Source organism: Mycobacterium sp. UNC410CL29Cvi84 (assembly GCF_000686745.1).
GTDB lineage: Bacteria > Actinomycetota > Actinomycetes > Mycobacteriales > Mycobacteriaceae > Mycobacterium > Mycobacterium mucogenicum_B.
On sequence record NZ_JMLM01000013.1, the window covers coordinates 133,067 to 145,694 of the forward strand.

The following is a 12,628-nucleotide window of genomic DNA, read 5'->3' on the forward strand; positions in this document are numbered from 1 at the left end:
GTGGCTAGGGAGTTCGCACTGCCTGAATGACGTTGTCTATCAACACTTCCGGAGTGACGTTCTGGGCCACCGCCTCGAACCCGAGGATCAGGCGGTGCCGCAGCACCCGGTGCGCCAGCGCTTTCACGTCGTCGGGTAGCACGTGGTTGCGGCCTGACAACAACGCCAACGCCCGCGCGGCCTTGCAGAAGGCGATCGTGGCGCGCGGGCTGGCGCCGTACTCGATGAGCCGGGCCAGATTCGCCGGAAGGTACTGCTGCGGCGTGCGGGTCACCGCGACGATCTGGGTGATGTAGTTGACGATCGCCGGATCGAGGTAGACGCGCCTGACCACGTCCCGGATGTAGAGGATGTCATCGAGCGAAGCCACCGGAGCCGTCCGGTGATTGGTGTAGACGCCGGCATCGATCCGGAAGACCATCTCCGCCTCTTCGCGCGGATTCGGGTAGGTCAGGATCTCCTTGAACATGAACCGGTCCATCTGCGCCTCGGGCAGCGGATAAGTGCCCTCCTGGTCGACCGGGTTCTGCGTGGCGAGCACCAGGAACGGTTCGGGAATCTTGTAGACCTCGCCCGCGATACTGGTCTGGCGCTCCTCCATCGCTTCCAGCATGGCGCTCTGGGTTTTCGCGCTCGAGCGATTGATCTCGTCCAGCAGCACGATGTTGGCGTGCACCGGACCCAGCTGCGTGTGGAACACGCCTTTGGACGCGTCGAAGATCTGGGTTCCGATGATGTCGCTCGGCAACAGGTCCGGCGTGCACTGGATGCGCCGGAATTTGGCCTGCACCGCGTCGGCGACCGCCCGGGCCGCCGTCGTCTTGGCAAGTCCCGGAACACTTTCCAGCAACACGTGACCGCCGGTGAACAGCCCGATCAGCAGGCTCTGTTGCAGCCCGACCTGACCGACCACCTTGGCCGAGAAGGCGCCGGACACCGCGTGTACCACCGCACGCGCGCGGTCGAGCTCTTCCCGTGTCGGCTGCTGCTGCATCGTCGGGGCGCTCATCGACCGAACCACTTCACGGTCAACGGATCCTTCGACATGTCGATCTGGCCCATCAGCGGGACGAAACTCTTCCCCTGCACCGTCGCACCGCTGGTGCTCGTCGCGGTGATCGTCCACTGCGACGTCCCCATGGTGCGCACCGTCAGATCGAACGCGGTGAAGGTGTACTTGACCTGGTTCAGATCGGCCGGCGGCTCCCAGTGCACGGTGCCGTCGACCAGCGTCGGATTCGGCATGGCGTTCGGGCAGCCCGGCGGCGCCAGCGCGGTGGACTTGGCGCATTCGGCGATGGCGGCCGCCACCGCCTGCTTGGCCGCCTCCGAGCCGGCATCGCTGAGCTGCATCTGCGCACCGACGCTGAGGCCGACACCCGATGCGATCAACCCGTCGAGCAACACCGGCCGCGCCGTCGACACCGTCAGATACTTGCTCGCCGAGCCGAGGTCGAGCCAGCCCGGAAACACATAGACCGGCGCATTGCTCGGCGCCGGCTTGCCGAACAACGTGAGCGGCGCGGTCGGCAGCGGCTGACCGGTGGCCGGGTTGTTGAGCTGAATACCGCCCGCGGCACCGAGATTCACCTTGACGCTGGCCGTGGGGAGCTTCCAGCCGCTGTCGTCCTTCTTCACCATCAAGGTTTGATCGGCCGTCTGGTCACCGAAGTTGACGGACACGTGCACCTGGGCCATGGGGCCGGTCTCGTTGGCGCTCAGAATCCGGATGTTGGTGATGGGCCACTTCGCCGTCTGCTGCTTGAGGACATCGTCGGTGAGGAAGTCCTTGGATGCCGGCTGGTCGGTGCCGAATGCCAACGCGGCGTTCGCATCTCCCTTCGACAGCGCCTCCAGGTACCCCTTGACCGCGGCCTCCGCGGAACTCGCGCCGCCACCGCCGGCGCCGCCCGATCCGCCACCGGAGAACGACACGATCGCCACGACGACGCCCACCACCAGGAGCACCGCGAGGGTGGCGCCGCCGGTGATGAACAAGGCCTTTTTGTTCTTGGCCGGTTGCTGCGGCGCCGGAGCGTATCCGGGCTGCGGGAAGGTCTGGAATTGCTGCTGCGGCGCGGCCTGCCAACCCGCGTGCGGCGGGACCTGCGGCGGCGCGGCCTGCGGTGCTCCTACCGGAGCCGGGCCACCCCACTGCGGCGGCGCGGGCGGCGGCTGTCGGTAACCATGGTGCTGCGGTGTCGGTCCGTCAACCGGATTGGGGCCCCCGAACTGCGACTGCGGTGGTTGCGTCACGCGACGAAGCCACCTTCACGAAGCGTCACCAATTGAACCTCCCCCTCTCCCCGTGCCGACTTGCGTCGGCGACCCGACGGTATCACCTCTCCGGGTGGGCTTCCGTCGGCAATAACCAGCACCGACGCCGGCTGAATGCACGAAAAAGCCCCGGTGTGCAGAGCACACCGGGGCCTTTCGTTGAAGAGCTGGACTTAGAAGTCCATACCGCCCATGCCACCGGTCGGGTCGCCGGCGGGAGCCGCGGCCTTCTCCGGCTTGTCGGCGACGACGGCCTCGGTGGTGAGGAACAGCGCCGCGATGGACGCCGCGTTCTGCAGCGCCGAGCGGGTGACCTTGACCGGGTCGGCAACGCCGGCGGCCAGCAGGTCCTCGTACACGTTGGTCGCGGCGTTCAGGCCGTGACCCGAGGGCAGGTTCGACACCTTCTCGGCGACGACGCCCGGCTCCAGACCACCGTTGAAGGCGATCTGCTTCAGCGGAGCCGACAGGGCGACACGCACGATGTTGGCACCGGTGGCCTCGTCACCCTCGAGCTTCAGCTCGTCGAGAGCCGGAGCCGACTGCAGCAGGGCCACGCCACCACCGGCGACGATGCCCTCTTCGACGGCGGCCTTCGCGTTGCGAACGGCGTCCTCGATGCGGTGCTTGCGCTCCTTGAGCTCCACCTCGGTGGCAGCGCCGGCCTTGATGACTGCAACGCCACCGGCCAGCTTGGCCAGGCGCTCCTGCAGCTTCTCGCGGTCGTAGTCGGAGTCGCTGTTCTCGATCTCGCTGCGGATCTGGGCCACGCGGCCGGCGATGGCCTCGGCGTCGCCGGCACCCTCGACGATGGTGGTCTCATCCTTGGTCACGACGACCTTGCGGGCCTTGCCCAGCAGGGTGATGTCGGCGGTCTCGAGGGACAGGCCGACCTCTTCGCTGATGACCTGGCCACCGGTGAGGATCGCCATGTCCTGCAGCATCGCCTTGCGGCGGTCACCGAAGCCCGGGGCCTTGACGGCGATGGACTTGAAGGTGCCGCGGATCTTGTTGACGACCAGGGTCGACAGGGCTTCGCCCTCGACGTCCTCGGCGATGATCAACAGCGGCTTGCCCGACTGGATGACCTTCTCCAGCAGCGGCAGCAGGTCCTTGACGGTCGAGATCTTCGAGCTGACCAGCAGGATGAACGGGTCCTCGAGGACCGCTTCCTGACGCTCGGCGTCGGTCACGAAGTAACCCGAGATGTAGCCCTTGTCGAAGCGCATACCCTCGGTGAGCTCCAGCTGCAGGCCGAAGGTGTTGCTCTCCTCGACGGTGATGACACCCTCGTTGCCGACCTTGTCCATGGCCTCGGCGATCAGGTCACCGATGGACTGGTCACCGGCCGAGATACCGGCGGTGGCAGCGATCTGCTCCTTGGTCTCGACCTCCTTGGCGGAAGCCAGCAGGCCCTTGGTGACAGCCTCGACGGCCTTCTCGATGCCGCGCTTCAGGCCGAGCGGGTTGGCGCCGGCGGCGACGTTGCGCAGGCCTTCGCGAACCAGGGCCTGAGCCAGAACGGTGGCGGTGGTGGTGCCGTCGCCAGCGACGTCGTCCGTCTTCTTGGCAACTTCCTTGACCAGCTCAGCGCCGATCTTCTCGTACGGGTCCTCCAGCTCGATCTCCTTGGCGATGGACACACCATCGTTGGTGATCGTGGGGGCGCCCCACTTCTTCTCCAGGACGACGTTGCGACCCTTGGGGCCCAGCGTCACCTTTACGGCGTCGGCGAGGCTGTTCAGGCCCCGCTCGAGGCCACGGCGGGCCTCTTCGTCATACGCAATTGTCTTGGCCATTGCGAAGTAATTCCTCCGGTTGGGAATTGCACGTCTTTGGTCAGGCGCAGCGCCCGCGACGGACGGCCTGGGCTGTGCTCGCAGATGCGGCCCCGGCCTCACTGTCCCGACCTAGCACTCACCTATCGAGAGTGCCAACGTCTTTTTAGCACTCTGACAGGGCGAGTGCAAGGTAGTTCGCCATCCGCGCAAGCACCGCTTCGCGGCCGGAAATCAGGACGCCGACCGGTACTGCGCCACCTGCGCCGCGTAATCGTCGAGCAGGCGCAGCGATTCGTCCTTGCCGACCGAGGGCAGGAACAATCCGAGTTGGCCGAAGCCGAGGTCTTCGGCAGTACGCCAGTAGTCCGGTTTCATAGGTGCACCGAACATCGCGAGTGGCACGTCGTAGTCCGCGCCCGAGCGCAACTGCGCTGTTCGTTCCGCCAACACGTCCCTGGGGAAGGGGTTCGAAATCCAGCCCGCACGGTGACGCAGCACCCGCTTGACGGTGGCATCGGAGTTGCCGCCGACATAGATGGGCGGGTGCGGTTTCCGGACCGGCTTGGGGCGGCAGTAGGACGGATCGAAGTTGACGTACTTGCCGTGATATTCGGCGGGTTCGGTGGTCCACAGCGCCTTGATGGCTTCGATGCTCTCGTCCAGCCGGGCCCCGCGGGTTTTCGGATCAGTGCCGTGGTCCCGCATCTCCTCGAGATTCCAGCCGGCACCGACGCCGAAGACGAATCGGCCACCGGAGATGAGATCGATGCTGGCGGCTTCCTTGGCCGTGTGGATCGGATCGCGCTGGATGAGCAGGGCGATGCCGGTGAACAGCTCGATGGTCGACGTCACGGCCGCGGCGGCCGCAAGCGTCACGAACGGGTCGAGCGTGTTGTAGTACCAGGGTGGCAGTTCTCCGCCGTTCGGATACGGCGACTCGCGGCTCGCCGGGATGTGACTGTGCTCGGCGATGATCAACGACGCGAACCCGCGCTCCTCGATCGCGCGGGCCAGCGAAACCGGATCGATACTGTCGTCATCGACGAAGGTCGAGATCCCGAACTTCATACGGCCGACGCTACTGACGTGGCCGCAGCCCGTCCATCATCAATTCGATGACGCGATCCGCAGCGTCGGTGTTGTAACGCTGCGCGGCGTTCGCCGCCACGAGCAGCGTCTTCACATCCGATGCCGTGACGTCCGCCCGGACGGCGCCGGCCCCTTGGGCGACGGCCAGCAGTTCCCCCAACAGCGCCAGGAATTCCTCTTCGACATCGGGCACCAGAGCGTTGACGTCGATGCCGAGGCCGGCGAGCGCGTCGACCAGGCCCTGATCGGTTTCGCCCCACCGAACCATCGCACGCAGGAAGTCGAACAGCGCGTCGCCCGGCGCGTCCGACGCCAGGCACGCCCGGCCGGCGTCCATGACGTATTCCAGCCGATCCTCGATCACCGCGCGGTAGAGATCGTCCTTGGTCGGGAAGTGCCGGTAGACGGTGCCGGCGCCGACGCCGGCCCGCCGGGCGATCTCGTCGATGGGCACCGAAAGCCCCTCGTCGGCGAAGGTCTGGTAGGCGACTTCCAGCACGCGAGCGCGGTTCCGGGCCGCGTCGGCCCGCAATGGCCTCTTCGGTTTGCAGATCATCATGCTCCCGGGAACAAATAAAACGGGGCGACCGTTCCGGATATGTGAAGCATCCGGGGCGCTCGCCCCGGATAACCCCCAGGCTACCGAGGAACCGTCATGCCCAAGTGGACTACCGCCAACATCCCCGACCAGACCGGGCGCACCGCCGTCATCACCGGCGCGAACACCGGTCTCGGCTTCGAGACCGCCGCCGCGCTCGCCGCCAAGAACGCACACGTCGTGCTCGCCGTCCGAAATCTCGACAAGGGCAAGGAAGCCGTCGACCGCATCCGGCAGGCCACCCCCGACGCCGACGTCGCCCTCCAGGAACTCGACCTCAGCTCGTTGCAGTCGGTCCGGGAAACCGCCGAACAGCTGAAATCCGAATACCCGGCTATCGACCTGCTGATCAACAACGCCGGCGTGATGTGGACGCCGAAGCAGACCACCGCCGACGGCTTCGAGATGCAGTTCGGCACCAACCACCTCGGACACTTCGCACTGACCGGACTCCTGCTCGACCAGCTCCTCACGGTGCCCGGCTCGCGCGTCGTGACGGTCAGCAGCCTGGGCCACCGGATTCGCGCCGCCATCCACTTCGACGACCTGCAGTGGGAGCGCCGCTACAACCGGGTGGAGGCCTACGGCCAGTCCAAGCTCGCCAATCTGCTCTTCACGTATGAACTGCAGCGCCGGCTGACGGGCGCCGAGACCGTCGCCCTCGCCGCACACCCCGGCGGGTCGAACACCGAATTGACGCGGCATGTACCACTGCCTGCCGCGATCTTGCCCGTCGCGGAACGGCTGTTCCAGAGCGCCGCCATGGGCGCCCTGCCCACCCTGCGCGCGGCGACCGACCCGGCCGCCTTCGGCGGCCAGTACTACGGACCGGACGGACGGTTCCAGCAGACCGGCTACCCGAAGGTCGTCGGCTCGAGCGACCAGTCGCATGACACCGAGCTGCAGCAGCGGCTGTGGACGGTCTCCGAGGAACTGACCGGGGTCACGTTCCCGGTCTGAGCAAAAAGAAGTCCTGTGGGTTGTGCGACAGGAGGTTTCGCACAACCCACAGGACTGTCTCGGCTTCGAAGCGCCTCAGTAGCCGATGTTCAGCAGCCCGTTGCGCCCGTCGCCGACGGTGACGACGCCGCCGCTCCCGTTACCGATGTTGACGATGCCGGTGTTCAGGTTGCCCATGTTGGCGACGCCGGTGTTGCCATTGCCGAGGTTCAGGATGCCCTTGTTTCCGAAACCGAAGTTGAGGACGCCGGTGTTGCCTGCACCGCCGTTGAGCACGCCGTCGTTGCTGCCGGGCCCGAGGTTGATGCCGGAGTCGGCGGACGCCGCGCCGGCGCCGAGCAGTGCGATTGCGCCAGCACCGGCCACTGCCGCTCCCAGGAGGACGGTTGAACGGATCATCGACATGACTTCTCCTTCGCTAGCCCGAATATGGATAGCTAGAGAGTAGACATCATTCAGGCGAATGCGAAGCAATTCGGCAAATATCGCTACTCGATTACGCGTATGCGAGAGCGCGACCTGTCGCAGGTTCACAAGATGTCTCGCAATGCAGCGTCCGACCGTCGAAAATTTGCCAAAGTGATTAATTGCCAGCAGTATTCACACACATCGCAGGTCGTCGATATTTACCGGGTGAATTGATTCTCAACGGAATCGTCGCCGGCTCCAGCCCAAGATCGCCGCAAATACAACCGGTGTGGCAAATTTCCGCATCGCCAACGTATTTACGGCATTGAGTAATTGCGTAATGTCGCCGGCGTGCATCTTTCATTTGCTGACAGCGTCGCGGCCGAGCCTTTGTCCATGCCGGCCCGATGGACCCTTCACCAATCCTGAAACACGGGACCGCAGCACCCCGGATACACCCAAACCAGCGCCGCCACACAGGCCCCGTACCTGCCTGAAGATGCCAAATCGGTTGTGCACTACAGAAATGAACGTGTTCTAAAAATATTCGAGACCCTTACACCGCCAGCCCCTCGGCCGCCGCAGCGCGGACCCGCGACCCGGGCACCCGAATATTTTCAAAATATGCACGGCAGCCGACTTTCCCCAGGTGAGAATGCCTTTTCCGGAACAATGTCGGTACCGGCGGTCCGCGATATGAACGGCCGCACACTTTCCTCAAGATGTTCACAGCTTGCGATTACGGGTGTTAGTCTCCCCACGTTTATTGACGGGGGTGTTGCATCTCACACCCGACGCACGAGGAGGATCGTGGGCAAGCACAGGGCAGTGGGGACGAACAGCTGGTGGAGTGCGGCCGGGCCGCTCGCGGCTGCGGGCTTGACCAGTGCGGCATTCGCCAGCGCCGGTGTGATGCTGCTGCTGGGGCCCGATTCTCCGACTATGCAGTCGGTGACCGCGGACATCCGGCTCGTCAACACCGAGAGCTCCACCGGCGACAGCGGCTCCAAGTCAGGCAACTCCGGTGCCACCAAGACCACGGACAGCAAGACCAAGAACCCGAGCAAGCCCAAGCCGACGAAGCCGTCCACGAAGCCATCGACCGAGACCGGTGAGACACCGTCGTCCGGCACCCCGTCCGATACGCCGCGCACCCCGCGCCAACAGGCGCAGGACCGGATGCGCCAGTACGCCGAAGAAGCCAGGAAAGCACTCAACGACCTGGCGAAGGGCCCCAAGGTGAAGCCCACTCCGGGCACCAAGCCGCCCAAGCACGCCAGCACCTCTGACGGCACCCCGAGCGCCTCCACCGGCGGCTCCAACACGGGCACCCCAGGTACCCGCCCCGCACGCGGTCCGCGGTCGACTGCCGGTGTGGTCACCGGCGGAACCAAAGCCACCGAACCGAGCACCAAGCCGACGGCGCCGCACACCACGACCACCCCGGCCGGCGCCACGACCCCGTCGGCTCCGAGTGACCCGTCCACCTCGTCCGGCGCGGCAACCCCGGGAACCGGGGCTGTCGTCACCGCCCCCACGAGCAGGCCGTTCAACCCGATCACCGGCCTCCTGTCCGCCGTCGGCCTGGGCACCATGCTGACCCCCGACGCACCGACGCATCCCGACCAGATGCCCGGCGTCTGGGCCGTGATGGCCTGGGTGCGACGCCAGGTCGAGTACGGCGTCGTCGCCAACAAGCGGTTGCACCCGAGCGCCGCGCACTCCGTGGCTGCGACCGCCCCGCCGGCCGCGGCCCACCCCCTGGGCGCGGTCAACCCGCAGGCGGCGGCCAACCCGCTGGCAGCGCCCGCACCGGAGGCCGCGGTCAACCCGCTCGCCGCCGTCAACCCGCTGGCCGCAGTCGGCCCGCTGGCGCTGCCCACGTTCGTCGACCCGACGGTGATCGTCGCCAACTGGATTTACCAGAACGTGCACTTCGGTGTGCAGGCGTGGATCAACAGCCCCATCGGCTTCGTGGTCGACACCGGCATCAACCTGTTGGCCGGCCAGTACCTGATCGGCAACGGTGCCAACGGCAACCTGATCAACCCCAACGGCGGCAACGGCGGTCTGTGGTTCGGCGACGGCGGTAAGGGCTACTCGAGCGGCCTTCCCGGTGTGGACGGCGGCAACGGCGGCAATGCCCGCGGCTTCGGCAACGGCGGCGCGGGCGGCGCCGGCTACTCGGGCTTCGGCATCTTCACGCCGACGAACGGCGGTAACGGCGGCAACGCCGGCGGGATCGGTCACGGCGGCGCCGGCGGCAAGGGCGGCGACGGTGCCAACGGCGCCGATGGCCTTGCCGCGCTGGGCCAGAACGGCGGCAACGGCCAGACCGGCGCCAACGGCGGCATCGGCGGCAATGGCGGCCACATCTTCGGCATCGGCGGACGCGGTGGCGCCGGCGGCAAGGCCGGCAACGGCGGCAACGGCGGCTCGGGCGTCCTCGGCGGCGGAGCCCTCGGCGGCGGTGGAAACGGCGGCAACGGCGGTAACGGCGGCGTCGGCGGCAAGGGTGGCAAGAAGGTCGGGTTCATCGGCACGGTCGGCGCCGGCGGCACCGGTGGCGCTGCCGGATACGCCGGCAACGGCGGCAACGGCTCCGACGGCAGTTCCTCGTTGATCCCGGACGGCGGCAAGGGCGGTGACGGCGGCAACGCCGGTACCGCGGGTGCCGGCGGCTTCAACGGCAGCGGCAAGAAGCAGGCCGCGACGGGCAACGCCAGTGCCACCGGCGGCAACGGCGGCAAGGGCGGCAACGGATTCGACACCATCACCGCGATCGGCGTCGCTGGCAACGGCGGCGCCGGCGGCAACGGCGGCTCCGGCGGAACTGCAGGCAACGGCGGTTCCGGCGGCGCGGGCGGCACCGGTGGTAACGGCGCCAATGGCCTTGCCGCACTTGGGGAGAACGGCCCCAACGGCGGCCACGGCGGCGCCGGCGGCAACGGCGGTGCGGGCGGCACCCAGTCCGGCAACGGCGGCAAGGGTGGCGCCGGTGGCGCCGCCGGCAACGGCGGCAGCGGCGGTTCGGGTGTCCTCGGTGGCGGAGCCCTCGGCGGCGGCGGCAACGGCGGCAGCGGCGGTAACGGCGGCGGCGGCGGCAAGGGCGGCGCGGCCGCCCACGGCACCGTCGGTGCCGGTGGCACCGGTGGCGCAGCCGGTAACGGCGGCAACGGTGGCAATGGCTCCGACGGCAGCTCGTCGCTGATCCCCGACGGTGGCAAGGGCGGCAACGGTGGCAATGCCGGCACCTCAGGCGTCGGCGGCTTCAACGGTGCCGGAGTCAGCCAGGCCGCGAATGGCGCGGGTGGCAACGGCGGCAACGGCGGCAAGGGCGGCAACGGGTTCAACACCATCACCGCGATCGGCGTGGCAGGCAACGGTGGCGCCGGCGGTAACGGCGGTTCCGGCGGATCCAACGGCAACGGTGGTAGTGGTGGCGCGGGCGGCATCGGCGGTAGCGGTGCCGATGGCCTTGCGGCGCTTGGCGAGAACGGCCCCAACGGCGGCCACGGCGGTGCCGGTGGCATCGGTGGTGCCGGTGGCACGAACGCCGGTAACGGCGGCAGTGGCGGAACCGGCGGCGCGGGTGGTGACGGCGGCAGCGGCGGCTCGGGCGTGCTCGGCGGCGGAGCCCTCGGCGGCGGCGGCAAGGGCGGCAACGGCGGTAACGGCGGCGTCGGCGGCAAGGGCGGCGCGGCCGCTCACGGCACCGTCGGTAGCGGGGGCAAGGGCGGTGCGGCCGGTAACGGCAGCAACGGCGGCGACGGCTCCGACGGCAGCTCGTCACTGATCCCCGACGGCGGCAAGGGCGGTGACGGCGGCAACGCCGGCACCTCGGGTGCCGGTGGCTTCAACGGCGCGGGCGTCAACCAGGCCGCCAGTGGTGCGGGTGGCAACGGCGGCAACGGCGGTAAGGGCGGTAACGGGTTCAACACCATCACCGCAGTCGGCGTCGCGGGTAACGGCGGTGCCGGCGGTAACGGTGGTTCCGGCGGATCCGACGGCAACGGCGGCAACGGCGGCGCCGGCGGCAAGGGCGGTAATGGCGCCAATGGTCTTGCCGCACTTGGTGAGAACGGACCCAATGGCGGCCACGGCGGTGCCGGCGGCATCGGTGGTGCCGGTGGCACGAACGCCGGTAACGGCGGCAACGGCGGTGTCGGCGGCAACGCCGGTAACGGCGGCAGCGGCGGCTCGGGTGTCCTCGGCGGCAACACCGGTGGTTCCGGCGGTGCGGGTGGTAACGGCGGCGCTGGCGGCAAGGGCGGCGCGGCAGCCCACGGCACCGTCGGAAACGGCGGCAAGGGTGGCTGGGCCGGAAACGGCGGCACCGGTGGTGCCGGGTCGGACGGCATTTCGTCGATCCAGCGCAACGGCGGCACGGGCGGTACCGGCGGCGCCGCAGGCAGCGCTGGGGCCGGCGGCTTCAACGGCGCCGGCGCCAACCAGGCAGCCAACGGCTTCGGCGGCAATGGCGGCGACGGCGGCAAGGGCGGCAACGGCTTTGATGCCCTCACCATCCTGGGTACCGCCGGCCGCGGTGGCGACGGCGGTGCCGGCGGTGCGGGTGGCCTGACCGGCAACGGCGGCGCGGGTGGCGCCGGCGGTAACGGTGGCAACGGCGCCGACGGGACCATCGGGGCGACGTTGGGGGGCACCGGCCTGTCCGGCACCAGCGGCGGTGCCGGCGGTAACGGTGGCGCCGGTGGAGCCGGCGGCACGATCTCGGGCGTCGGCGGCGCAGGCGGCACCGGCGGCACCGGCGGCACCGGCGGCACCGGCGGGTCCGGCGGCGTCGGCGGGCTTCCGGCCTTCGGGTCCAACAACGCGGCCGGTATCAGCGGCGGCGGCGGCTTCGGTGGCACGGGCGGCGCAGGCGGCGCGGGCGGTAACGGTGGCGCCGGCGGATTCTCCGCCAACGGCATCGACGGTGCCGGCGGTAACGGTGGCGTCGGCGGCAATGGTGGCCTCGGCGGCGACGGCCAGACCGGCGCGAACGGCACCCCGTTCATCAACGGCAACGCCGGTGCGACCGGCGGTGTGGGTGGCCACGGCGGCGCCGCGGGCGCCGGCGGTAATGGCGGCTCCACTGGCGACAACGTCGGTGGTGTCGGCGGTAACGGTGGCATCGGTGGTGCCGGCGGCACTGGTGGCGACGGCGGCAAGGGCTACAACGACAACGTGACCCAGTGGGGCAACGGCGGCAACGGTGGGGCCGGCGGCACCGGCGGTACCAGTGGCAATGGCGGTAACGGCGGCACCGGTTCGATTACCGGCGCCGGCGGCAACGGTCCCGCCGGTGGTGCGGGCGGCGCGGGCGGTTCGGGCGGCGCCAACGGCGGGCACGGCACGCACGACGGCACCGACGGCGCTACGGGCAGCAGCGGCGCCAGCGGTTCCGGAGGCACCGGCAACCCGGCCGGCGGCTCCGGAGTCCTGATCTAGCCACAGACAGCGAATGCGGTGTGGTGCCAATCGGCGCCACACCGCATTCGGCTATTCAGGACGG

The 12,628-nt window shown here is 68.7% G+C and carries 8 protein-coding genes; 2 read left to right on the forward strand and 6 right to left on the reverse strand.

From position 1 onward, the window contains the following. Positions 1 to 4: 4 nt before the first annotated feature. From BR47_RS0119455 to BR47_RS0119475, 5 genes are all read right to left on the reverse strand, one after another. Entirely contained in the window at positions 5 to 1,009 is a 1,005-nt protein-coding gene (locus BR47_RS0119455) for an AAA family ATPase (protein ID WP_029120517.1), read from the reverse strand. Beyond that, the gene (locus tag BR47_RS0119460) at positions 1,006 to 2,256 is read right to left on the reverse strand and encodes a DUF4878 domain-containing protein (RefSeq protein ID WP_029120518.1); all 1,251 of its coding nucleotides are present in this window, start codon (positions 2,254 to 2,256) and stop codon (positions 1,006 to 1,008) included. Before BR47_RS0119460 ends, BR47_RS0119455 begins: the two co-directional genes overlap by 4 nt. Positions 2,257 to 2,450: 194 nt before the next feature. Continuing rightward, the gene (gene groL / locus BR47_RS0119465) at positions 2,451 to 4,076 is read right to left on the reverse strand and encodes a chaperonin GroEL (protein WP_020101134.1); all 1,626 of its coding nucleotides are present in this window, start codon (positions 4,074 to 4,076) and stop codon (positions 2,451 to 2,453) included. A gap of 213 nt (positions 4,077 to 4,289) precedes the next feature. Beyond that, positions 4,290 to 5,126, reverse strand: coding sequence for an LLM class F420-dependent oxidoreductase (locus BR47_RS0119470; RefSeq protein ID WP_020101133.1), 837 nt, complete (start codon positions 5,124 to 5,126; stop codon positions 4,290 to 4,292). Between the two features lie 10 nt (positions 5,127 to 5,136). Continuing rightward, on the reverse strand, positions 5,137 to 5,700 hold the full coding sequence (locus tag BR47_RS0119475) for a TetR/AcrR family transcriptional regulator (protein ID WP_029120519.1): 564 nt from the start codon (positions 5,698 to 5,700) through the stop codon (positions 5,137 to 5,139). A 102-nt stretch (positions 5,701 to 5,802) separates the two neighbouring features. Here BR47_RS0119475 and BR47_RS0119480 point away from each other — a divergent pair, with 102 nt between their 5' ends. After that, a complete protein-coding gene (locus BR47_RS0119480) occupies positions 5,803 to 6,705 on the forward strand; it encodes an SDR family NAD(P)-dependent oxidoreductase (RefSeq protein WP_020101131.1) in 903 nt (300 codons plus the stop codon). Positions 6,706 to 6,780: 75 nt separating this feature from the next. On the opposite strand, the gene BR47_RS34050 is transcribed toward BR47_RS0119480, so the two are convergent. Continuing rightward, a complete protein-coding gene (locus BR47_RS34050; RefSeq protein WP_081633396.1) occupies positions 6,781 to 7,110 on the reverse strand; it encodes a pentapeptide repeat-containing protein in 330 nt (109 codons plus the stop codon). Positions 7,111 to 7,923: 813 nt separating this feature from the next. Here BR47_RS34050 and BR47_RS33210 point away from each other — a divergent pair. Then, positions 7,924 to 12,564: a PGRS repeat-containing protein gene (locus BR47_RS33210; RefSeq protein WP_155987075.1), complete on the forward strand. Its 4,641-nt coding sequence runs from the start codon at positions 7,924 to 7,926 to the stop codon at positions 12,562 to 12,564. The last annotated feature ends 64 nt before the right edge of the window (positions 12,565 to 12,628 follow it).

Bases quoted from the DNA above. Each gene is read 5' to 3' on its own strand.
- BR47_RS0119455 (WP_029120517.1), bottom strand. From the start codon at position 1,009: ATGAGCGCCCCGACGATGCAGCAGCAGCCGACACGGGAAGAGCTCGAC.
- groL (WP_020101134.1), bottom strand. From the start codon at position 4,076: ATGGCCAAGACAATTGCGTATGACGAAGAGGCCCGCCGTGGCCTCGAG.
- BR47_RS0119470 (WP_020101133.1), bottom strand. From the start codon at position 5,126: ATGAAGTTCGGGATCTCGACCTTCGTCGATGACGACAGTATCGATCCG.
- BR47_RS0119480 (WP_020101131.1), top strand. From the start codon at position 5,803: ATGCCCAAGTGGACTACCGCCAACATCCCCGACCAGACCGGGCGCACC.
- BR47_RS34050 (WP_081633396.1), bottom strand. From the start codon at position 7,110: ATGTCGATGATCCGTTCAACCGTCCTCCTGGGAGCGGCAGTGGCCGGT.